Origin of the sequence: Chryseobacterium viscerum (assembly GCF_025949665.1) — a bacterium.
Lineage (GTDB): Bacteria > Bacteroidota > Bacteroidia > Flavobacteriales > Weeksellaceae > Chryseobacterium > Chryseobacterium viscerum_A.
Genome location: NZ_JAPDFT010000001.1, coordinates 2,216,484 through 2,240,180, shown reverse-complemented (window position 1 = coordinate 2,240,180; position 23,697 = coordinate 2,216,484). Strand labels below are relative to the sequence as shown.

General features: G+C 38.1%; 21 protein-coding genes and 1 riboswitch. Of the genes, 9 read left to right on the top strand and 12 right to left on the bottom strand.

All coding sequences use genetic code 11. From position 1 onward, the window contains the following. Positions 1–29 precede the first annotated feature (29 nt). From OL225_RS10225 to OL225_RS10200, 6 genes are all read left to right on the top strand, one after another. Positions 30–1,481: a bifunctional 2-methylcitrate dehydratase/aconitate hydratase gene (locus tag OL225_RS10225; protein ID WP_264518165.1), complete on the top strand. Its 1,452-nt coding sequence runs from the start codon at positions 30–32 to the stop codon at positions 1,479–1,481. A 134-nt stretch (positions 1,482–1,615) separates the two neighbouring features. After that, positions 1,616–3,112 (top strand): CoA-acylating methylmalonate-semialdehyde dehydrogenase, encoded by a 1,497-nt coding sequence (locus OL225_RS10220; RefSeq protein WP_264518164.1) that lies wholly within the window; start codon positions 1,616–1,618, stop codon positions 3,110–3,112. A gap of 103 nt (positions 3,113–3,215) precedes the next feature. Then, positions 3,216–4,376, top strand: coding sequence for an acyl-CoA dehydrogenase family protein (locus OL225_RS10215; protein WP_264518163.1), 1,161 nt, complete (start codon positions 3,216–3,218; stop codon positions 4,374–4,376). Positions 4,377–4,476: 100 nt separating this feature from the next. Further along, on the top strand, positions 4,477–5,574 hold the full coding sequence (locus tag OL225_RS10210) for an enoyl-CoA hydratase/isomerase family protein (protein ID WP_264518162.1): 1,098 nt from the start codon (positions 4,477–4,479) through the stop codon (positions 5,572–5,574). A gap of 107 nt (positions 5,575–5,681) precedes the next feature. Further along, positions 5,682–6,566 (top strand): 3-hydroxyisobutyrate dehydrogenase, encoded by an 885-nt coding sequence (mmsB, locus tag OL225_RS10205; protein WP_264518161.1) that lies wholly within the window; start codon positions 5,682–5,684, stop codon positions 6,564–6,566. A gap of 74 nt (positions 6,567–6,640) precedes the next feature. Next, complete coding sequence (locus tag OL225_RS10200; protein WP_264518160.1) at positions 6,641–7,423, top strand: enoyl-CoA hydratase/isomerase family protein; 783 nt, start codon at positions 6,641–6,643, stop codon at positions 7,421–7,423. 90 nt (positions 7,424–7,513) lie between these two features. Here OL225_RS10200 and OL225_RS10195 read toward each other — a convergent pair whose 3' ends face one another. Further along, positions 7,514–7,975 carry an Lrp/AsnC family transcriptional regulator gene (locus tag OL225_RS10195; protein ID WP_047375447.1) on the bottom strand — a complete coding sequence of 154 codons (462 nt, stop codon included), beginning with the start codon at positions 7,973–7,975 and terminating at the stop codon, positions 7,514–7,516. A 195-nt stretch (positions 7,976–8,170) separates the two neighbouring features. Continuing rightward, a riboswitch (cobalamin riboswitch) is annotated at positions 8,171–8,355 on the top strand. Positions 8,356–8,529: 174 nt separating this feature from the next. Here OL225_RS10195 and metE point away from each other — a divergent pair. Next, positions 8,530–10,833 carry a 5-methyltetrahydropteroyltriglutamate--homocysteine S-methyltransferase gene (metE, locus tag OL225_RS10190; RefSeq protein WP_264518159.1) on the top strand — a complete coding sequence of 768 codons (2,304 nt, stop codon included), beginning with the start codon at positions 8,530–8,532 and terminating at the stop codon, positions 10,831–10,833. A gap of 199 nt (positions 10,834–11,032) precedes the next feature. Here metE and OL225_RS10185 read toward each other — a convergent pair whose 3' ends face one another. Then, on the bottom strand, positions 11,033–11,830 hold the full coding sequence (locus OL225_RS10185) for a helix-turn-helix domain-containing protein (protein ID WP_264518158.1): 798 nt from the start codon (positions 11,828–11,830) through the stop codon (positions 11,033–11,035). A 128-nt stretch (positions 11,831–11,958) separates the two neighbouring features. Further along, positions 11,959–13,374, bottom strand: coding sequence for an aldehyde dehydrogenase family protein (locus tag OL225_RS10180; protein ID WP_264518157.1), 1,416 nt, complete (start codon positions 13,372–13,374; stop codon positions 11,959–11,961). 518 nt (positions 13,375–13,892) lie between these two features. On the opposite strand from OL225_RS10180, the gene OL225_RS10175 reads away from it, so the two are divergent. After that, positions 13,893–14,540, top strand: a complete 648-nt coding sequence (locus OL225_RS10175; protein ID WP_264518156.1) for a DUF1062 domain-containing protein — start codon at positions 13,893–13,895, stop codon at positions 14,538–14,540. 154 nt (positions 14,541–14,694) lie between these two features. On the opposite strand, the gene OL225_RS10170 is transcribed toward OL225_RS10175, so the two are convergent. The 9 genes from OL225_RS10170 to OL225_RS10130 all read right to left on the bottom strand — a co-directional run bounded on the left by OL225_RS10170 (position 14,695) and on the right by OL225_RS10130 (position 22,480). Next, positions 14,695–15,930 (bottom strand): RNA polymerase sigma factor, encoded by a 1,236-nt coding sequence (locus tag OL225_RS10170; RefSeq protein WP_264518155.1) that lies wholly within the window; start codon positions 15,928–15,930, stop codon positions 14,695–14,697. 172 nt (positions 15,931–16,102) lie between these two features. Then, complete coding sequence (locus tag OL225_RS10165) at positions 16,103–16,444, bottom strand: YciI family protein (RefSeq protein WP_264518154.1); 342 nt, start codon at positions 16,442–16,444, stop codon at positions 16,103–16,105. Between the two features lie 79 nt (positions 16,445–16,523). Further along, on the bottom strand, positions 16,524–17,435 hold the full coding sequence (locus OL225_RS10160; protein ID WP_264518153.1) for a PhzF family isomerase: 912 nt from the start codon (positions 17,433–17,435) through the stop codon (positions 16,524–16,526). A 139-nt stretch (positions 17,436–17,574) separates the two neighbouring features. Next, positions 17,575–17,976 (bottom strand): DoxX family protein, encoded by a 402-nt coding sequence (locus OL225_RS10155; RefSeq protein ID WP_264518152.1) that lies wholly within the window; start codon positions 17,974–17,976, stop codon positions 17,575–17,577. Between the two features lie 13 nt (positions 17,977–17,989). After that, positions 17,990–18,604 (bottom strand): hypothetical protein, encoded by a 615-nt coding sequence (locus OL225_RS10150; protein WP_264518151.1) that lies wholly within the window; start codon positions 18,602–18,604, stop codon positions 17,990–17,992. A gap of 64 nt (positions 18,605–18,668) precedes the next feature. Continuing rightward, positions 18,669–19,268 carry a Crp/Fnr family transcriptional regulator gene (locus OL225_RS10145; protein ID WP_047375428.1) on the bottom strand — a complete coding sequence of 200 codons (600 nt, stop codon included), beginning with the start codon at positions 19,266–19,268 and terminating at the stop codon, positions 18,669–18,671. Positions 19,269–19,594: 326 nt separating this feature from the next. Beyond that, complete coding sequence (locus OL225_RS10140) at positions 19,595–20,008, bottom strand: hypothetical protein (RefSeq protein WP_264518150.1); 414 nt, start codon at positions 20,006–20,008, stop codon at positions 19,595–19,597. A gap of 197 nt (positions 20,009–20,205) precedes the next feature. Continuing rightward, on the bottom strand, positions 20,206–21,408 hold the full coding sequence (locus OL225_RS10135; RefSeq protein ID WP_264518149.1) for an MFS transporter: 1,203 nt from the start codon (positions 21,406–21,408) through the stop codon (positions 20,206–20,208). Between the two features lie 115 nt (positions 21,409–21,523). Continuing rightward, positions 21,524–22,480, bottom strand: a complete 957-nt coding sequence (locus tag OL225_RS10130; RefSeq protein WP_264518148.1) for a helix-turn-helix domain-containing protein — start codon at positions 22,478–22,480, stop codon at positions 21,524–21,526. 271 nt (positions 22,481–22,751) lie between these two features. Between OL225_RS10130 and OL225_RS10125 the strand changes: the two genes are divergently transcribed. Beyond that, positions 22,752–23,597 carry a hypothetical protein gene (locus OL225_RS10125; RefSeq protein WP_264518147.1) on the top strand — a complete coding sequence of 282 codons (846 nt, stop codon included), beginning with the start codon at positions 22,752–22,754 and terminating at the stop codon, positions 23,595–23,597. Positions 23,598–23,697: the final 100 nt, after the last annotated feature.

The following is a 23,697-nucleotide window of genomic DNA, read 5'->3' as shown; positions in this document are numbered from 1 at the left end:
ACTTAATTAAATTTTTCAACGATAAAAAAATGAGTTCACACATCTCAAACGAAAGACCACAACCCGATCAGGTATTAGCAGACATTGCAGACTATGTCTTAAACTACGAAATTAAAAATGACCTGGCATGGAAGACTGCTCATTACTGTCTTCTGGATACGATCGGCTGTGGTCTGGAAGCATTAACTTATCCTGCATGTACGAAACTTTTAGGACCTGTGGTAAAAGGAACGGTAGTTCCTAACGGAGCAAAAGTACCGGGTACCCAGTTCCAGTTGGATCCGATTCAGGCAGCGTTCAATATTGGAGCTATCATCCGTTGGCTGGATTTCAATGATACATGGCTGGCTGCAGAATGGGGACACCCTTCTGATAATCTTGGAGGAATTTTAGCCACTGCAGACTGGTTATCCAGAACAAATATTGCAGAAGGAAAAGTACCTTTAAAAATGAAACAGGTCCTGGAAGCAATGATTATGGCTCACGAAATCCAGGGGGTAATGGCATTGGAAAATTCATTCAATAAAGTAGGGCTGGATCACGTTGTATTGGTAAAGCTCGCTTCTACAGCTGTAGTAGGAAAGCTGATCGGATTAAACCGTGATGAAATTATCAATGCCGTATCACTGGCTTTTGTAGACGGACAGTCTTTAAGAACTTACCGCCACGCTCCCAATACAGGTTCCCGCAAATCGTGGGCTGCAGGAGATGCTACATCAAGGGCTGTACGTCTTGCCCTGATTGCACAAACAGGAGAAATGGGCTATCCATCTGTATTGACTGCAAAAACATGGGGATTCTATGATGTCTCCTTCAAAGGGAATGAATTCAAATTCCAAAGAGAATACAGTTCTTACGTAATGGAAAATGTTCTTTTTAAAATTTCCTTCCCTGCTGAATTTCACTCGCAGACCGCAGTAGAAGCAGCAATGACATTACATGCAACTTTAAGAGACCTTGGAAAAACAACAAATGATATCAAAAAAATTACCATCCGTACCCACGAAGCTGCTATTAGAATTATTGATAAAAAAGGACCTTTAAATAATCCTGCCGACCGTGACCACTGCATCCAATATATGGTGGCTGTACCATTGATCTATGGAAGACTGACAGCTGCCGATTATGAAGATAACATCGCTTCAGATCCAAGAATTGATGTACTTCGTGACAAAATTGAATGTGTGGAAGATATTCAGTTTACAGCAGATTATCACGATCCGGAAAAACGATCCATTGCAAATGCGATGACAGTAGAACTTAATGACGGAACTGTTTTAGACGAAATAGTGGTAGAATATCCTATTGGCCACAAACGCAGAAGAGACGAAGGTATTCCTGAACTGATCAAGAAATATAAAGTGAACCTTGCCCGTATTTTCCCGGAAAAACAACAGAGAACGATTCTTGAAAATTCATTGGAATATGACACATTAGCCAATCTTAACGTCAATGAATTCGTAGATCTTTTAGTTATTTAAAATCAATAAGAAAATGGAGAATTGAATATCAAAACGTTTTTAATGAATAGTCGATATTTTTTTGAAAATAATCAATTCTCCATTCTCATTTTTATGATCATAACTTTCAGTTCTCCATTTTTAATTTAAAAACTATGTCACAAAAAATAAAAATATTAATCAATGGAAATTTTACAGAAAGTAAAACAAAAAACTATCTTCCTGTAGAAAATCCTGCTTCACAGGAGATCCTTGCAGAAGTTCCTCTCACAGAATTATCTGAAATAGATGAAGCTATTGAAGCAGCTGCGGAAGCCTTCAAAATATGGAAAGAAGTTGCCACTCCGGAAAGAGCAAGACTATTCCTGAGATACCAGCACCTTTTAAAAGAACATCAAAAAGAAATTGCTGAAATTCTCTCTAAGGAAAATGGAAAAACCTTTGCAGATGCTATGGGAGATGTATGGCGCGGTATAGAAGTCGTGGAACATGCCTGTAATATTCCGACTCTGATGATGGGGGAAACAGTAGAAAACGTAGCAAGAGGGGTAGATACTTACAGTTACATTCAGCCTCTTGGTGTCTGTGCAGGAATTACTCCTTTCAACTTTCCGGCTATGATTCCTTTATGGATGTTTCCTATGGCGATAGCATGTGGTAATACCTTTATTTTAAAACCTTCTGAGCAGACTCCTATGACTTCCATGAAAATGGCAGAGCTGTTTTTGCAGGCAGGCTTTCCTAAAGGCGTTTTAAATATTGTTCACGGTACCAAAGATCAGGTAGATCATATTCTGAATCATACTGACATCAGAGCTATTTCATTTGTAGGTTCTGTACCGGTTGCAGAACATGTTTACCGTACCGGAACTGATAATCTGAAAAGAGTTCAGGCCTTTGGCGGTGCCAAAAATCATATGGTGGTCATGCCGGATGCCAATAAAGGACAGGTGATCAATAATCTGGTAGGAGCTTCCTGTGGTGCGGCAGGGCAGCGTTGTATGGCGATCAGTGTGGCCGTATTGGTAGGAGAGGCACAAAACTGGGTAGAAGATATTAAAACTGCTTTAAGCACAATCAGACCAGGAGTTTGGTCTGATGAATCTGCTGCATTTGGCCCGTTGATCAATAAGCAATCTAAGGAAAAAGTGGTAAGGCTGATCAAAAGTGCCTATGATCAGGGTGCAGAAGTTCTGCTGGATGGAAGCAGCTGTACTGTAGAAGGCTATGAAAACGGATATTTTGTAGGACCTACCTTATTTAGCAATGTATCTGTGGATATGGACATCTACAAAGAGGAAATTTTTGGGCCTGCATTGCTGTTATTAAAGGCAGAAACATTAGATGAGGCGATTAGAATCATTAATGAAAACCCATATGGAAACGGAACCTCTATTTTTACCAACTCAGGAGCTGCTGCAAGAAAATTCCAGCATGAAATTGAAGTCGGGCAGATTGGAGTTAACCTTCCGATTCCTGTTCCGCTGCCGTTTTTCTCTTTTACAGGATGGCGAAAATCATTCTTTGGCGATCTGCATTCTTACGGAAAACAAGGCGTTCGTTTCTATACCGAAACCAAGACCATTACTGCCCGTTGGTTTGAAGAAGATGTACCGGGAGGAAATGTGAATATGACCATCAGCTTAAAATAAGGGAGGCAATCATTAAAAAGGACTTTACTTCTCAATCATTCACTTTTTACGTTCAATTATTCATTCTCAATTTTCAATTCAAATAAATTTTCAATTCAATATTATGGAGTTTAACCTCAATGAAGACCAGCTGGCATTTCAGGATGCCGCGAGAAAGTTTGCTGAAAAAGAGCTGTTTCCATATGCTTCAGAATGGGATGCTGAAAAGAAATTTCCCAAAGAAGCTATTGTTAAGGCCGGAGAATTGGGTTTCTGCGGTGTATACACCAGCGAAGAAGCTGGAGGGCTGGGATTATCACGGCTGGATGCAGCCATTATATTCGAAGAATTAGCCGCCGCCTGTCCTTCCACTACTGCTTATATTACCATACATAATATGGTTTCATGGATGATTGATGAATTTGGAAGTGATGAAGTCAGAAAAGACTTATGTCCGGATCTGGCATCAGGCCAACTCTTAGGCTCCTACTGTCTTACTGAACCGGGCTCAGGCTCAGATGCAGCAGGTTTGAAAACGACAGCCGTAAAAAAAGGAAATAAATATAGTATTAACGGAACCAAAGCATTTATCTCCGGAGCAGGCGAAAGTAATATATTAATTGTCATGGCCCGTACGGGAGAATCCGGCACCAAAGGAATCAGTGCTTTTGTAGTACATGCAGATACTCCTGGAATAAGTTTTGGAGAAAAAGAAAAAAAGCTGGGCTGGAATACACAGCCGACCCGTTTTGTATTTTTAGATCATGTAGAGGTAGAAGAGAAATATCTTTTAGGCTCATTAGGAGAAGGATTTAAAATAGCTCTGAAAGGATTGGACGGAGGCCGCATCAACATCGGAACCTGTTCTGTAGGAGCTGCGCAGGGAGCAATTAATCAGGCCCAGCGCTATATGCATGAAAGGCAGCAGTTCGGGAAATCATTAGCCCAGTTTCAGTCTCTTCAGTTTAAAATTGCAGATATGGTGACAGAGTTGGTTGCAGCCCGTCAAATGGTACAGTTAGCAGCATTTAAACTTGATTCCAAAGATCCCAATGCCACTATTTATTGTGCCATGGCAAAAAGACTGGCTACGGATATGAGTTTTAATATATGCAACGAGGCCCTTCAGATCTTAGGAGGCTATGGCTGTACACAGGATTTTCCGGTTGAAAGGCTGATGCGTGACGCCAGAGTACATCAGGTCGTGGAAGGAACCAATGAAATTATGAAACTCGTGATCTCAAGAAAGATCCTTGAAGAAGGAGCTACTCTACAAATAAGATGATTAATAGATTTTTCATTAATGTAGAATCTTTAGCATTTAACTTAGACAACTTTTTAATAACAATCTTCAACTCTCAACCCTCATTTTTTAATTAAATACCATGAGTGTAATTATAACAGAAATAAAAAATAACGTCGGAATTATTACCCTGAACTCCGAAAAAACGCTCAATTCGCTGTCATTGGAAATGATAGAAGAATTGAAAGTTGTTTTGGAAAACTGGAAAACTTCCGGTGAAGTAGCCTGTATATTCCTTCAGGGAGCTGGTGAAAAAGCTTTATGTGCAGGTGGTGATGTAAGAAAATTACATGATGCTATTATTGCACAGCGTACAACAGACGGTACAAAAGTGCCACAAGACTGTTTCGACTTCTTCTCAAAAGAATACCAGGTAGATTATATGATTCATACTTACCCAAAACCTGTTATCGTTTGGGGACACGGAATTGTAATGGGAGGTGGAATTGGTCTGATGGTGGGTGCTTCACACCGTATTGTTACTGAAAGAAGTAAGCTGGCAATGCCTGAAATTACAATTGGATTGTATCCTGATGTAGGGGGAACCTGGTTTTTGAATAAAATGCCTTCTGCCTATGGTATCTATTTAGGATTAACAGGCGCAAGGCTGGATGGAGCGGATTGTAAATTTTTAGGACTTGCAGATTATTATATAGAATCCTCCTCAAAAGAAGCTGTTCTCAATGCCCTTCAACAGGCAGACTGGAGCGGAACATCTCATAAAACCGTATCCCATATCCTTGAGAATATTTCAAAAGAAGTCCTTATTCCTCAGTCTCAGGCAGCATTGCATGAGTCTTTTATCAAGCAGTTTGAAGAAGTCAACTCTCTGGAAGATTTCAGAAAAATATTGATCAGGCACAATGATAAAGATGAATGGGTGAATAATGGAGTGAAAAGCTTTGAAGCCGGATCTCCAAGTTCGGCACACATTATTTTCAGGCAGCTGAAACAAGGTAAAGGTTTAAGTCTTGAGGAAGTTTTTCAATCTGAACTGAATCTGTCATGCCAGTGCTGTATCCACCCTGATTTTGCAGAAGGAGTAAGAGCATTATTAGTCGACAAAGATATGTCTCCAAAATGGCATCCCGCAACATTGGATGACATTACGGAAGAATGGGTAGATTCTTACTTTAAAGAATTAAAAATGGAAAATGAAAAGCTGAGAATGGAGATCTAAGTATTTGAAATGAAGTTTTTACATTCTTTTTTCAACATCTGATAATAGCATTTTTCCATCAATAGAGAACATTGAACTATCAACCTTAAACTTTAAATCAAGAAATTATGTCAAATATAGCATTCATAGGATTAGGAAATATGGGCGGGCCTATGGCCGTTAACCTGATCAAAAAAGGCCATCATGTTGTGGGTTTTGACCTTTCGGAAGAAACTCTAAAAATATTGGTGTCAGAGGGAGGACAGGCTGCCGAATCTGCTGTATTAGCATCTAAGGATGCTGATGTAGTGATCTCAATGCTGCCTTCAGGAAAACACGTAGCTGACCTTTATTCAGAAGAGTTTATAAACAGCCTGAAACCAAACACATTATTGATTGACAGCAGCACTATTGATGCGGTTACAGCCCGTACAGTTGCTGAACTTGCTGCTTCAAAAGGCTGCAGAATGATAGATGCCCCCGTTTCCGGAGGAACTGCAGGAGCTCAGGCGGGTACACTAACCTTTATTGTGGGTGGTAAACAGGAAGATTATGAAAAAGCCAGACCGATACTTAAGTGTATGGGACAGAATATATTCCATGCCGGAGAATCCGGAGCGGGACAGGTTGCTAAAATCTGTAATAATATGTTGCTGGCCATTCATATGATCGGAACTTCAGAAGCTATCAATCTGGGCGTAAAACATGGTCTTAACCCTCAGACTTTAAGCGAAATTATGCAGAAAAGCTCCGGGAAAAACTGGTCTCTAGATGTGTATAATCCTTATCCGGGAGTGATGGAAAATGCTCCGGCTTCCCGTAATTATTCCGGTGGTTTTGCCGTAGACCTGATGACAAAAGATTTGGGTCTTGCTGCAGAAGCCGGACTGGAAACCAAAACATCCACACCTCTCGGCAATACCGCATTGAATTTATACAGAATGTGGAGCGAATCCGGAAACGGAAAAACAGACTTTTCAAGTATTATCCAATTTCTAAATAGAGACCTTTAAAAATTTGAATAGAAGATAAAAACCTTTCTATTACCACTTTTCAATAATTTTCAACTATCAACTATCAATTAAAAATGACTTTCGAAACATTACTATATCAACAAAACGGGCACATCGGAACACTGACGATTAACCGTCCGCAGGCATTAAATGCTTTGAATGAACAGGTTTTACAGGAACTGAAATCATTTGCCAGCCAGATAAGATCAGATAAAAATATCAGAGTGTTAATTATTACAGGTTCCGGTGAAAAAGCTTTTGTTGCAGGGGCAGATATTAAAGCAATGCAGCAAATGACTCCCGCAGAAGCAGAGACTTTTTCAATTGCTGCACAAGCTGCTTTTAATGCGATCGAAGAACTTCCTTTTGCGGTGATAGCCGCTGTAAATGGTTTTGCATTGGGAGGAGGTTGTGAACTCGCTTTATCCTGTGATATTATTCTGGCCAGCGGGAAAGCAAAATTTGGACTCCCTGAAGTAACATTAGGATTATTGCCTTGTTTTGGCGGAACCCAGCGTCTTCCAAGAGCTATTGGATTATACAAAGCAAGAGAAATGGTTTTCTCCGGAGAATTTTATTCCGCAGAAGCCTGTAAAGATTTTGGTTTTGTCAATCATGTTTTTGCTCCCGAAGAATTACTGAACGAAGCCCAAAAACTGGCAGAAAAAATTGCTGCAAGAGGACCTGTAGCTGTGGCAAAAGCGAAACAATCTTTAAATACAGGATTTGAACTGCATATCACAGACGGATTACAGCAGGAAGCCGCCTTATTCGGAGAATTGTTTACAACACAAGATCACAATGAAGGCATTGGGGCATTTATAGAAAAACGAAACCCGGACTTTAAAGGAAGCTAATGGGAATGGAAAATTGAGAATTAAAACTAGGATGGCTTAACATAATAAATCGTTAGGTATCATGCTTAATTTTTTAATTCTCAATTTTTATTAGATGGTGATTCCATGATTGTTTTTCACTTCAGCCATGACAAACGTACTGTGGGTACTCCCGATAGAATCTACAGATCCAAGTTTGTTAAACACAAAATCCTGGTAATGTTTCATATCCCGTACCTGAACTTTCAAAAGGAAATCAAAATCTCCGGAAATATTGTAACATTCCGCAACTTCTTCAATTTCTAAAATTTCTTTCACAAAATCATACCCCACAGATCTGTCGTGAATTTTCAGTTTAATCTGACAGAAAACCGTAAAGCCGCGGTTGAGCTTTTCAGCATCAAGAACAGCCGCATACCTTTTCACAAATCCTTCCTGTTCCAATCTTTTTACCCTTTCAAAAACCGGTGAAGTAGAGAGGTTCACTTCCTTTGCAAGCTCTTTAACGGTCAGTTTTGCATTTTTCTGGAGCAGCCTGAGCAGCTGTACATCCTTATCATCGAGTTGTTCCACAGAATATTATTCTTTTAGATTATAAAAACATTCAAATTTAAAGAATTATATGCTTTTATTAATGTTTTTAAAAGTTTATTTTGCTTAATTAATTGACTTTAATTGTATGTTTATTCCGTATTGTTAATTTTACACAAAATTAAAAACTTTTACTGATGACCATCGTTAGAGGTAAAAGTACAGTTCTTTAGAGATACTTCATCAAACAGGAAAGGTTTTACTTAACGTAGATTAATAGGGAATCGTGTGAGAATCACGAGCTGTCGCGCAACTGTAAGTAACACCGAAGGTTTCTGTCCTTGTATATCCACTGCCAAAAGCGGGAAGGATGACGGAAACTGTTACAAGTCAGGAGACCTGCCTTTACTGAATTGACAATGCTTTCGCGGTCTGAAGCTTTTGGGTCATACAGATGATATATCGGATTCATGTGTTTTCTCTTTATGGGAAATGCACAATCTGTTATATCATGATTCCAGAAATTTTTATCCGTTAAAACATTCCGAAGCATTTTAAAAAGACTTTACCATTAAGTTTAATTAAAAAGTAAAAAAATGCAAACTCACATTCTGGGCTATCCGCGTATTGGTAGCAAAAGAGAACTCAAAAAAGCCTGCGAGCAATATTGGTCAGGTAAAATCCTTTTGGAAGAACTTCTGAATACAGGCAGAAATATCTGTAACCAAAACTGGAACATTCAGAAAGAAGCGGGAATAGATCTTATTCCTTGTAATGATTTTTCATACTATGATCAGGTATTGGACATGAGCCTTGTGGTAGGGGCGATTCCTGCACGTTACCATGAAGTAGTGCTTAAAAAGAACAACTCTGAACTGGATCTTTATTTTGCAATGGCAAGAGGATATCAGAAAGATGGACTGGATATTACTGCGATGGAAATGACAAAATGGTTCGATACCAATTATCATTATATCGTTCCCGAGTTTTATAAAAACCAGCAGTTTAAACTGAGCTCAGATAAAATTTTTAATGAATTTGCAGGAGCAAAACAGGCAGGAATCAATGCAAAACCTGTAATTATCGGACTGGTTTCTTATCTGTTATTAGGAAAAGAGAAAGAAGAAGGATTTGATAAACTGGATCTGGCTGCAAACCTTCTTCCCGTATATATAGAGATCTTAACTAAACTTCAGGAGCAGGGCGCAGAGTGGATTCAGTTTGATGAACCTTTTTTAGCATTGGATTTAACGGAGAAAGCAAAAGAAACCTATCATTTTGTGTACGCCGAAATAAGAAAACGTTTCCCGAAACTGAAATTTATGGTGGCCACTTATTTTGAAGGATTAAATGATAATGGATTACTTGCTGTATCACTTCCTGTAAATGTATTACATATTGATCTTGTAAGAAATCCTGAACAATTAGACGATATTCTGAATATTGTTCCGGAAAGTTTAAGTCTTTCATTGGGAGTGGTTGACGGAAGAAATATCTGGAAAAATGATTTTGAAAAGTCTTTATATTTCATCAATAAAGCAATTGAGAAATTAGGATCAGAAAGGATTTTGATTGCTCCTTCCTCTTCATTGCTTCATTCGCCATGTGATCTGGATTTTGAAACCAGTCTTAACCCGGAAATTAAAAACTGGCTGGCTTTTGCCAAACAGAAAGTGACAGAAGTTGTAACGCTTAAAGAACTGGTATCCGGAAAAGAAAATGAACAGATTCTTGCTTCTTTTGAAGAAAATAAAAAAGCAATTGCAAGCAGAAAAACATCCTCGCTTATTCATAATGATGAGGTGAAGCAAAGAGCAAATGCTGTCACTGAAAAAGATACACAAAGGATAAATACTTTTAAAATCCGTAAAGAAGAACAGCAGAAAGTACTACAGCTTCCTTTATTCCCAACGACTACGATCGGATCATTTCCACAGACAACGGAGGTAAGAAGCTGGAGAGCAAAATTCAAGAAAGGAGAGCTGACAGCAGAACAGTATGATACATTACTGAAGGAGGAAACCCAAAGAACGATTAACTGGCAGGAAGACATCGGAATAGATGTATTGGTTCACGGGGAATTTGAACGTAACGATATGGTGGAATATTTCGGGGAACAGCTGGAAGGTTTTGTATTCACAAAAAATGGCTGGGTACAGAGCTATGGAAGCCGTTGTGTAAAACCTCCTGTGATCTTCGGTGATGTTTCCCGTCCGACACCAATGACGGTATATTGGTCTCAATATGCACAATCCCAGACTGAAAAATGGGTAAAAGGAATGCTTACGGGTCCGGTTACTATTTTACAATGGTCATTTGTGCGTGATGATCAGCCTCGTTCCGAGACATGTAAACAGATTGCTCTGGCCATCCGTGATGAGGTGGTAGATCTTGAAAAAGCAGGAATCAGAATTATTCAGATTGATGAGCCTGCGATAAGAGAAGGGCTTCCATTACGAAAAACAGATTGGCAGAACTATCTGAAATGGGCCGTAGAAGCTTTCAGAATTTCAGCAAGCGGAGTGGAAGATGCCACCCAGATTCATACCCACATGTGTTATTCAGAATTCAATGATATTATTGAAAACATTGCCGATATGGATGCAGACGTGATTACCATAGAATGTTCCCGTTCTCAGATGGAGCTGCTGAATGCTTTCGCAAATTTCAGATATCCGAATGAAATTGGTCCCGGAGTATATGATATCCATTCCCCAAGGGTTCCGTCAAAAGAAGAAATGATTGAACTTCTGAGAAAAGCCCAAAATGTAATCCCTGCCAATCAGCTTTGGGTAAATCCCGACTGCGGACTGAAAACAAGGCATTGGGAAGAAACCGAAAAAGCTTTGATAGCAATGGTGGCCGCGGCGAAAGAAGCTTCCGTAGAATATGCACTTTAAAATAGTTTAAAATAATTAGATACAATTTCTCAGATCGTGCCATGATATTCATGGCACGATTTATTATAGTAACCCTTTAAAACATTGCTCTATGTTCCTGAAAGTTTGAAAAGCGATATGAAAGTGAAAATTATTACAATAGCTGTTATCATCCTGGTGATTCTCGCTTTCAGATACTTTTTTTTAGATGAAGTCTAGGTTATTTTGCCTGTAATGAACTCGGTGGATAACCAAACTGTTTTTTAAATGCAAAGGAGAAATGGGATAAATTTTCAAACCCGAGATCCAGATAAATATCAGAAACCGATCTTCCTTTTTGGGTAAGCAGAAAATGTGCTTCCTTTAGCCGTCGAAGCTGCAGCCATTGTCTTGGAGGAATACCAAAAATCTTTTGAAAATCTCTTTTAAACGCAGACAGACTTCTCCCGGTTAGATAAGCAAAACGTTCCACATTGACATTGAAATGAAAATTTTTGTTCATAAATGTTTCAATATCTATTTTATAAGGCTCTGAGAAATCAAATAAAATATCTTTAAGGTCCGGATCATTGCTCAGCATCAGAAGTAAAGCTTCTTTCTGTTTGAGACGCAGAAGTTCTGTAGAAGCAGGAAGTTCTTCATAAGCCAGTAAAGAATACATAAAAGAAGTTAACGCCTTTTGATCCGGTTTTATAAAGGCTGGAGTATTGTCCTTCTTTTCTGCCTGATATCCATACTCACGGCTGAAATCACGTAAGACAGCTTCGTCAAAATAGATGGTTACTGTTCTTATCTCACCATTTTTAGGAGGATATTTAGCAAATTTCAAAAGACGGTTTTTCCTTGCGGAATAAAGCTCTCCTTCCTTAAACATCGTTTTTGTAATACCGTCATTCAGTTCCATTTCCCCGGAAAGAACAAGTCCCAGACTGTGGATCCGTGCAAATTGTTCTCCTTCCCTGAATTCTGAAAAGTGACAGGAGTAATTGATAGGTAAAGGAATATTATTTTCGCTCATAGCTCAGACGGGTATTTCTTGATCGATTCTTTTTTCAAACTTACAAAACTTTTTTAGGATCAATGGTGGGTTGTCCATTGTTTAAATCCTCAAAGGCTATTTTTTCACAGCCTTTGAGGATTTTATGATTAGGCAAGAATGGTCTTAGGTTCCAGATAAGCTTCCAATCCGAATACCCCATACTCACGGCCGATACCACTTTGTTTGAAGCCACCGAAAGGAGCATAAGGATCATGTGAAAACCCATTGATACAAATTCTTCCGGCATCAATCTGTGCGGCAATACGTTCTGCATGCTCTTTATCGGAAGAACTGATGTAAGCTGCGAGACCGTAAGTAGTGTCATTGGCAATGGAAACAGCTTCCTCTTCATTAGTATAAGGAATAATAGACAGCACAGGCCCGAAAATCTCCTCCTGAGCGATACGCATATCATTACGGACATTGGTGAAAATGGTTGCTTTTACAAAATTACCGTTTTCAAGACCTTCCGGCTTTCCTTCACCACCTGCAAGCAGAGTAGCACCTTCTTCCTGTCCCAGGCGAATGTAGCTTTGTACTCTTTCAAACTGCTTGGTGCTTACCATAGGCCCTACAAGGGTGTCTTCTTCTTCAGGATTTCCTACTTTTACTTGTTCTGCAGCTTTTTTAGCCAGTTCATTCACTTTATCCAATCGGTTTTTGGGAACAAGCAGACGGGTAGGAGCGATACATGCTTGTCCGTTGTTCATATACGCTCCGAAAACAGCCATGGGAATAGCTTTTTCCAGATCGGCATCTTCAAGGATGATATTAGGTGATTTTCCTCCAAGTTCAAGCGTTACTCTTTTCATAGTATCTACGGCTCCTTTGGCAATAGCTTTTCCCGTAAAGGTGGACCCAGTGAAAGAAATTTTGGCGATGTCCGGATGCTGCGTAATTTCTGCGCCTACTACATTTCCTAATCCGTTTACAATATTGAATATTCCTGCAGGTAAACCAGCTTCATGAAAACATTCGGTAAGCAGCTGGGTTTGTGCAGCACTCATTTCACTTGGTTTGATAACGGCAGTACATCCGGCGGCAATGGCAGTAGCCAGTTTGTTGCAGATAAAACTGTTGCTGGCATTCCACGGAGTAATGATTCCTACCACTCCTAAAGATTCAAAACGTACCTTAGAATGTCCTACAGTTTTTTCAAAATCATATGATTCTAAAGTCGTAATGGTTGTTGTAAAGGCTGAAATGGCATTTTGAACACTCATTCTGCAGAATTGCAGGGTTCCTCCATATTCATTTACCATCACGGAAACCAGCTCATCCTCCCGTTTGCTCACCGCTTCATGCAGTTTTTGAAGTAAGCTGATACGTTCTTCTTTTGTTGTTTTTGAAAAAGTTGTAAACGCTTTCTTTGCTGCGGCGATGGCCATTCGGGTGTCTTCTTCATTTCCAAGAACGACTTCTCCGATTTTTTGATTGGTGGTAGGGCTGATAAGGTCAAATGTTTCTGTTCCATTCGGTGTAACAAATTCACCGTTGATGTAAATTGTATTAATCTGTTTCATTTTGATGATTTTAATACCACAAAGTTCGTCACAAACAGAAAAAACAGGTTTGCTGTAAGGTTCAATTTTTGTTTGTTGTATGGTTCATTTTAGCAACTGATTTCTGTGGGAAATACAAACTGTTTGTTATCTTTTTTGAATTAATAGGAAAAAATGATTTGTTCTTCCCTGAAATTGACTACTTTTATCATAACCAAGTAAACAGGTCGTTTTGAGAACAACACTTAAACTTATTACTGCTTAGTATCAGTCTTCATAACCACAGGCTGATCGTTCTTCCGTTTGGGTAATTCTGCCCGAACAGGTTTTCATTTCATCATATTATTACTGTATTGCCTGCAAAGGGCAGCTATATCTGTTGTTTTAGTCTTATCATTATGATTTTTAAAGACTGAATACAGATTACAATTATACCTTAAGAATAGTCTTTGGGTAAGTCTCAGATGTATCAACCTTCTTGTAATGCGTGAATAATATGGAAAAAATCCAACAAAGAATACCAAGCACGATTATAAGTAATGAGTACAACACATATTTGGGAGGTAAAAGCGAAAAACACTCCCTTACTAAAAAAGAAATGCAATCATTGTAGCAGCGACAGATTTTACTGCAGCGATAAATTCAGACTGAATGCTCAAAAAAAGAATATTGATATATGGTTGATTTACCGTTGTGTAAAATGCAGCAACACCTATAACATGACTGTTTTTTCAAGAATAAGAACAGAATCTGTGAGTAAAGAATTATTCAATAAATTTTCAGAAAACAATACGGAAATTGCCTGGGAATATGCTTTTTCACAGGAAATAAGACGAAAGAATAATGCAGAAGCAGATATGGAAAGTGTAGAATATGAAATCCTGTACAATACCATCTCTGTTGAAGATCTGATCAGGATGGACAGTGAAATGATTTCGTTTCAAATACAATGTTCTTTTGATTTTAACGTAAGAGTTTCAACCGTTATCAGGACATGTTTAGGTCTTTCATCATCTAAATTGAATCTTCTGCTTGATTCAGATACAGTTTATTTTAACGGAAAACCTTTACAAAAGAAATTCAAGATTAAAAACGGTGATATCATTAATATCAACAGGCAAAAGCTTATCAACATTTATCTTATTGGGAAAGAGAGCTTATTTCTCAATATTGTAAATGATAAATAATAAAAAAAGAGGTTGCCTCAAAAGTGTCATTCTGAATGAAATGGAATGTAGTGAAGAATCTCCTAAACTAAATATGAATGAGATTCTTCCTTCGTCAGAATGACAAGAGTCAAATAATTTGATTCTTGAGACAGCCTCTTTTGTATATTGAAATTTACTTTGATTGTTTTAAAAGATTGATCTGTTTCTGTAAAGTCTGTTTTTCCGGCTTTGATTTGGTCAGACGGATCGCTTCTTCAAAATGAGGAATTGCTTTATCAGGATGGTTTTCAGAATATAAATATCCCAGCAATCCATGATAATACCCGTTACCGGTGAGATTAAGGTTTTCAACTTCTGTGGCAGCTATCTCTTTTCCGTACACTTTGGAAAAAGCAAAAGCCCTGTTTAAGGCAGTAACCGGAGAGTATTCAATGATAACAAGCTGATTGTACAGGTTTAAAATATGCGCCCATTTATCTTTGACAGATGAAGTATGCCAATACGCAATACCTGCTTCCAGATGATATTTTGAAACGGAAGTAGTATTGGTCTCACAGGCTTCTATGAGGTAATAATTACCTTTTTCTATCAAAGTTGTATCCCATAATGTTTCGTCCTGTTCATCAAATAGAATGGCTTCACCTTGTTCATTGGTTCTTGCATCAAGTCTTGAACTCTGAAAACACATCAGAGCCAGCAGTGCATTGGTCTTTGGGATATTGGTAAATGGATTGTCAGTAAGGATCAGGGTAAGTCTTATGGCTTCCAGGCAAAGATCTTTGCGGATCAAAAGATTATTTGTTCTGGAAAAATAACCTTCATTAAACAATAAATATAAAGTAGTCAATACCGTTTCCAGCCGCTGGTGAATATCCTGTTCACTTAAAGAATCTATTGTAAAGTGGTGGGTTCTGAGAGCTTCCCGGCCCCGTTGCAAACGCTTTTTAATCGTTTCCGTTTTAGAAAGAAAAGCATTGGCGATTTCTTCCACACTGAAACCGCAGAGGATCTGAAGGGCTAAACATATCTGGGTTTCCTGGGAATTGACAGGGTTGCAGGCTGCAAAAATCATTTCCAGCTGGCTGTCCGAGATGTTTTTGGTATCGAAATCTATTGTTGGATGCTCTTTTTCAGCGGTTCTTATTTCCTCTTCTTTGTTTTTTTCAATAATGGACAGATGTTTGAAATAGTCCTTGGCTTTATTCTTAGCCACTGTATAAAGCCAGGCTGCAGGATTATCCGGAAGTCCGTTTACAGCCCAGTATTCCGAAGCTTTAAGGAAGGTGTCACCAGCAATATCTTCTGCAATTTCGATATGTTTAATATCAAAACTTCTGCAAAGCACCGCAACAATTTTGCTGTACTCAGTTCTGAATAAATGCGGTGTTATTTCATTCGGATTTGTCATGGCTGATCAAAAGACTATATTAAAGGTAATTATATTTGTTTTGAAAGCTTGAAACACTGGAGTTACTATTTTTCTGCAAAAATCTGCGGCATCTGCACAATTTACGTGAAGGTTTTGTATTTTATTTTCTATAGATTGAGCAGATGACGCAGATGAAATTTCATAATTACTATTACAATTTACTGATTTCCCTTACTTCCACATTTCCCCCAAATAACAGAATAGGACAGTCTTTGCATAAAGCTGCAGCTTCTTCAATGGATTCTGCGTTGATAAGGGTGTATCCCATAATTGATTCTTTAATCTCAGCGTAAGGACCATCGGAAATTACTCCGTCGGATTTTACAATCTGTCCTGTACTTTCCAGGCGGTTTCCCCTGTCTGCCAGTTTATTTTGCGCAGCAATTCCTGCGATCCAGTTCATCCATTTCTGGGTATTGGCCTGCATTTGTTCCGGTGATGTCTTGGGCATAGACTTGTAGTCTGCGCGGAAGACTAATAAGAATTCTTTCATTGTATTCAAATTTTTGATTCATCTTAATGACGACCCGTTTTCTTCAATAGGGACATTTTTTTTAATTTAAAGGTCAGAATTATTTCAAAGTCATAGTGGTTCTGAAAACGCTTACTGCATTTCCGGTAATCCTGATTATATCTGGCTGGTTGTCTTTTATACTAACCCGTACTTTTACTTCACCAATCCTGTTGATGGCTTCCCCTTGTCGTCCGGTAAATTCAAAAATACCATCAATAGTTTCTTTAATTTTGTTTTGAATAAGATAACCTCCCAAAGGACCGTTCGCATTTCCGGTAACCGGATCTTCAGAAATACCGATAGCGGGTGCAAACATTCTTCCATTGGTTAATATCTCTTTTTCATCTATATCGAAAGTAAACACAAAATACCCGTTACAGCCGATTTCTTTACTGAGCTTTGTCAAAGCAGCAAGGTCCGGAACCAGACGATTTAAGGTGATATTGCTTTTAATACCGATCATTACTTTTGAATGGCCTGTGGAAGCGATTTGTACAGGACATTTTTCATCAAGATCATTCATTGTCAGTCCCAGGGCCAACACAATTCTTTGGGTTATTGAAATATCAAAAGCAGGACTCATCTCAAATTTTCCCTGTGTCATGGTGATGAGATAATCATTATATTCTCTTTCAATATGAATTGGTAATATTCCGATTTGTGTATGTATTGCAATAGTACAGGAATCCAGAGAATCTTCCTGAGCTTTTGCATAGAGAGCTGCAATGGTAGCATGTCCACAGGAAGGAACTTCTGTGGTAGGAGTAAAATACCGGATGTGATAATCGAAATTTTCGTTGAGATTATTAGGTTTGAAGACAAATGCTGTTTCAGAATTATTAAGTTCTCTGGCAACGAGCTGCATTTCTTCAGCCGTCATTTTTTCGGCATTCAATACAACTCCTGCCGGATTTCCTTTAAATTTTTCTTTGGTAAATGAGTCGATTTGATAGACAATAACTTCTTTCATATGAGTGATTAAGTTTATTGTAAAAATACGGAATGAAACTGGGGATCTGATGCCTGTTTTATTGTCATTTGGTAAAAAAATAAAACAAAATCCTGAGATTCTGGTTTATTAATAGAAATAGAAATGTTTGCGGGTTATTTTAATCCCACTTATTCTGGGTAGAAACAGCATACTTTCCGGCTCCTGTAAAGAAGAAACTCAGACTTACAAGCATATAGATAGCCAGTAATTCCAAAGCCCATCCTCCAAATTCATTAAGTTTGAAAATATTAGCCGTTTGTGCAAAAATGGTTGCAGTAAAGCAATTAGCAGCAAAAATCAATCCCGCAAGGCGTGCCCGAAATCCAATGATCAGCAGGATGGGAGCTATAATCTCTCCTGCAAATACACCGTAAGCAAAGAATGACGGCAAGCCGTACATGGTCATCATATCTTTAATAAACCCAACTCCGTGGACCAGTTTGCTGATTCCATAAACAGACATCGGAAATCCGATTGCTATTCTTGTGATAAGCATTCCTAAATCAATGTTCTTTTTCATTTCGTATTATTATTTAAAAGTTATATTTTATAAATACCCCGATATTTTCCAGGGTCTTTTTTCCGTTGTTAAACTGATCAAAATTGGAGGCCAGCCCGTACATCATTTTATCCTGTTTTACACCAAGCCTGATAAACTGCAGCCCTCTGGGATACCCTCTGTCATCAAGGTTTCCAATAGCGAGTACACTGAAATATCCTTTAAAGTTTTCTGCCAGATAAGGAGTATATTCAAATGATATGGACTGTTCCAGTGAAAAGCCTTTCTGATAGGTAGTTCCTATAGAGTAGGAGAGAGAATAGCTGGGTTGGATGATCTTGTATTGCAGATAAGCGCTGAAGAAAGCTCCCGGATTTTTAATTCCAAATGCTGCGTTGGCACTAAGTCTTTTGGTAAAGCTATAAACCAGGGTATTTCTGATGAAGAATATGTTTTCTTTGGTGTATTCTGTATCGAATAAGGTAAGATTGTTCAGTTTCAATCGGTTGTTCAATTGATAATTGACATTGTGCATATAGGTATACGACCGATGTCCTAAAACAAGATCTGGAGTATAGGAAAGTTTCTGTGCATTCAGATTCAGCGAAGCAGATGCAAGAGTTGTTATTGCGATGATTTTAGCCTTCATATTTCACTCATTAAATTCTGTGAGCAAAATTATTCTGGCTGGAACGGAATAAACTTAAGAAATCTTAAGAAAGGTCAGACAGGTGTTTTTTTCTCAGATAACTCAGGTATTCTACTGTAATTCCCAGGTAGGAAGCAATCATGTATTGAGGAAAGCGCTGTTCAATATTGCGGTAGGTCGTGACAAATGTCCGGTATTTGGTGTAGGCATCAACCCTTGAATGTTCAAAGGTTCTTTCCTGCAGCGTCACATAAGCAGACTGCATCTTCAGGCGCCAGAATTCTGAAATGGCCGGAACTTCTTGGTATAATAATTCCAAATGGCTTTTACTGATCTGTATTATCGTAGTATCTTCATTAGCCTGGATAAACATTCTTGAAGGTAATTCGCTCAGATAACTGTATAAATCATTCACCCACCAGTTTTCAATGCCTAGCTGAGTAGTATTTTCCTTTCCTTTTTCATCAATATGATACGCATACAGACTTCCTTTGGCAATAAAGCGCATGTGTTTGGAAACCTGGCCTTCACGAAGCAGATATTCTTTCTTTTTGAGCTGTATAATTTCTAATTTGGAAGTGATATAGTCAATATCCTTATCTTCTAAAGAAACGATTTCCTTAAAGTGTTCTAGCAGCTGTGAAAGTATAGTATCTGTATCCATTATGAAGTATCTGTGCTTTCCCAAAGATTATGTAAGGGCTCACTATGGACACAAATTTACAGAAATATTAAAAATTTGTAATGATAAAGCAGGCTGAATACCTGCCGAACGGATAATAGGTTTTGAAAAATACAGTCTTCTAACAGAGTAAAGTACACAACAAGAAAGTATTATTTGTAGTTTATGCTTTCTGGTGTTGGTCTTAACCAGATTGAATTTAAAAAAATAAAATACTCTTTGAGGAAATCTGTTGAATCCTATTAAAAAGAAGAAGACCACAATTTATAAATTAAATTGTGGTCTTCTGCAGCTTAGAACTATTTAAACTACGATTCTGTTTTCAAATAACCATAATGCAAAGCTGTTTCTTTTCCGAACAAACTTGAGAAAATATTCTGAAACTCATGGATGTACTTGCACTTTATCGCGTTCCCATATATTTTCAGCCCTTCCAGTATTTTTCTGGAGCTAAGGTCTATATCGTATTTTATAAAGGGTTCCGGCCTTTCATATCGTATACTCTTATCCGAACTGTAAGTTCTTAAGAATCCCAGCTTTTCAAGCCATTCTTCTGTTATTTTGATAGGTCTGATAGACGCTGCCGGAACTGAGATACTTTGAATATCATTTTCAATTTTAACAAAATAAGCCTGTTCAACATTGTGAAAGATCTCGGTGATGGTATAAATTTGATTATTATACTCCACCAAGTTCCTGATTTTTAAATCTGCTACGTTCATAATATTCTGATTTTTAGGTGATGATATAGTCCCAAATAAACAGCAAATATTATGCCCGGCATCACATTGTTGAATCCTGTTTTAGAGAAGATTAGGTTAAATTTTTACTATAAAAAATTAATAACATGTTAAAATAGTACACGTAATGGCGAATTATAAGAGGTTGCCAAAAAAATGGATGTGGTATGTATGTGGTACTAGTTTTTTGCCCTTCCTTTAGGCACTATATTAGCCGTAGCTAACAGAAGGGCTATAATAACAGCTACGATAAGAATTCCTATGAAGATATTCCAGGAATAAGCATGAAGGAGATAGCCGGTGCCACTCCCCAGAATACTTGACCCGAAATAGTAAAACAGCCAGTAAATAGAAGTGGCTGAAGACTTTCCACGTTTGGCATACAATGCAGTCATCTGACTGGCCATAGTATGGGCAGCAAAAAAAGAAAGGGTAAAAAGACCCAGTCCGAAAATAAGGATATAAATATTTTCAGATAATAACAGCGCGGCTCCGGTGAGCATAAATAAAATAGAGCCTTTCAGGATATCGTTCATGGGAAACCTTCTGGAAATGCGGCCTGTGATCATCGTACCAAAGACCCCGAAAATGTACATGAGAAAGATAAAAGCGATGATAAAATGGCTTAATGAAAATGGTTGCGCTTCCAATCTAAACGTCAGGTAATTATAAACACTTACAAAAACGCCCATCAGTAAAGCGGCTGTACAATATAAACGAAGCATATAGGGATTAGTCAGGAAAAACTTCATCTGTTTTACCTTAAGATGATAATCTGTTTTTTGTGGATTGAAAAATCGTGATTCCGGGAACAATTTCCAGAATACAGCTCCCAGAATGAAGCTTTCTATCCCGATAAAAAGTACTGCATTGCGCCATCCGAATTCACCGGCAAGAAGAGTAGCCATTATTCTTCCGCTCATTCCTCCGATGGTATTGCCGCTGAGATACATACTGATGGCTGCCGGAACAGCCAAAGCGTTCACTTCCTCTGTAAGATAGGCCAGAGCCACTGCCGAAACACCGGAAACAACAAAACCTTTCAGTACTCCTATAGCGATCAGGAGGCTTAAGCTTGGGATCCAGGTGGAAATAATGGTAAGTGCAGCAGATGAAATCAGTGAAAAGACCATCAGACCTTTTCTGGAATAACTGTCTGCTTTAAAAGCAAAAAACAGTAATCCTAAGGCCATACCTATTGTAGATGAAGATACAAGAAGGGAAGTATCACCTACAGATACCCCAAACTGTTCTGCAGCCATAGGCAGCATCGGCTGGAAAAGATAAAGCTGAGCAAAAACCGAAAGTCCTGAAAAGAAAATACAAAGTTTTATATATCGGAAACGTGAGCTTCCCTGACTGGCTTTTTCAGATGAATTCATGATTTTTTGCAATTAAAATGCACAGGTTTTACAGAAAAATTAAGTGCTGTAAATTTCCTGATTATTTTTCGGATTTAAAAATCATTATTTCAATCATATTGATTGGTGAAACAAATCAGTGCAGCTGTAAACTGCTGATGTATTCTGAAGGGGTAATACCTTCCATCTGTTTGAATACCCTGTTGAAAGTAGACTGGTTTGAAAATCCAGCTTCTGTGTAAATATACATAAGCGTTACTTTCTCAATATCATTTTCAGTAAGCAGCCTTTTCACACATGCAATTCTGTGCATATTCAGGTAATTATTGAAATTGGGATATCCCTTTACCCGGATTGATTTTGAAATGTAACTGCTGTTGATATCCATTTCTGCAGAAAGCTTTGAAATATTGAAATTAACATCCTTATACAGCTGTTTTTCCTGCATTATCAGCTCAATCTTTTCAAACAGTTCGTCTGCAAAAGGAACTTTTTCTGTTACAAAGTTTGGCTGAGTTTCCGGATTCAGGTTCTTTTCTTCAATTTCATGGTAAATTTCAACTCTTTTTATTTTATCCTTAAAATAGATCAGGAGAGATATCACTGCTACATTGGAAATCATAAGAATGGTATCTGTAATTCTTACATCTTCTGGTCTGTGTATCGGAAATTTAAAGCTAAATGTTTTTGAAATAAGATATCCCACAATAATGTTCAGTAATACAAATATGCTGTAGATAAAGACGTATTTCCTCTGAAAGAAAACATAGGCGGCCAGTGGAATCGGGATCAGCCAGACAAAACTTGCTATAGAATTGTTCCAGAAAGCAAGCATAATATAAAAGTTAAAAAGGGTAGCAATGATAATATAGGAATGTACCATTACATTTATTGAATACGTTTTACGAACAATCAGGTAAGTGTAAACCATTAAAAAAAGTCCGCCAAAAAGATACCAGGCCATTATTTTATCAGGGATGATAAAGGTATATATCAAACCAAATACAGCAAGTATGGCAGCCATCAGAATGTTATAATAATAAACCAGCTGTCTTTTGTATTGTTCAATTTGTATGTCTTTTTCGGTGGTCATTCGCGGTAAGAGATAATTTTAAATCATTTAAATACATTGTATAACAGTCAGATACTAAAAAATGACTGGGGTAATATGTTGTATATTAATTATTTGTGTTTTGTTGAGCCGTTTCCGGTTTTTCATTGATTATTTAAGAAATTGATTTATCCACGCAGATAACTTTGCAACAGCTAGCTCAACAAAGGCTGATTGATGACATTTCAATTGACCCGCATGATTTATTCACCCCTTAAATAAGTCAAATAATTTTTAAACAAATATAACTAAAATGAAGAAAATAAAATTAACTCTTGCCAGCATAATGATGGGTTGCTCAATAACAGTATATTCCCAAGTAGGTATCAATACAGATTCTCCTAAAGTAACATTACAGGTAGAAGGAAAACCGGATATCACTACCATTCCCGATGGTGTAATGGCTCCCAGAATAACGGGTGATCAGCTGAAGGCGAAAGATGATGTCTATCTGGCTGCACAGACCGGAGCATTGGTGTATGTAACCCAGGCTGTGACAATGCCTTCTGTAAAAACAGCAAAAGTAGATAAAGCAGGGTATTATATGTTTAACGGAACCACCTGGAAGTTTGCATTCGGAGGAAAAGATGATGATATTACGATTGGTGATCTGATTTATTACCATGGAAGCATTCCTGCAGGTACCTCCGGAGCTGCTACATTGGCGAGTACCTATCTTTCTGATCTTCCTGTTTTGGGTGGTTTCTTAAGGCTTGATGCACAATTTAACAGCAGTTCGGCGGGGACAGGAGCCGCCACCACTTTTAATCCAAGACTTTATAATGCAGGTACTTCAGATGTGAAAATCTGGGTTTCGGAAATGTCTACCCATACCGGTGATTCTGACAATGGGAATATTAAACTATCGCCAGGAGCCTACAGACAGTTTGATGATGGCGTTTATCTTACACAGACCCATAATGAGACCGTAACTTTTGATATTACCATACAGGAACCAGAGCCAAGATGGTACAGAGTATATTATGCATTCCGCGTAGATAACAAATCTACAACAGGAAGCAGTGATGCCACTACAACAGATTCCAATACTGCTGATAACACAAGAGAATTGTTTCTGTCTGTGCAGAGGTTATATTAACAGAACCCTTGTCTATGATTCTAAAAATACATTGATTTTAAAAATAAAGCCACCTGCCAACGGGTAAAAATCTAATGAGATTTGTGTTTTTTCTGGGGCC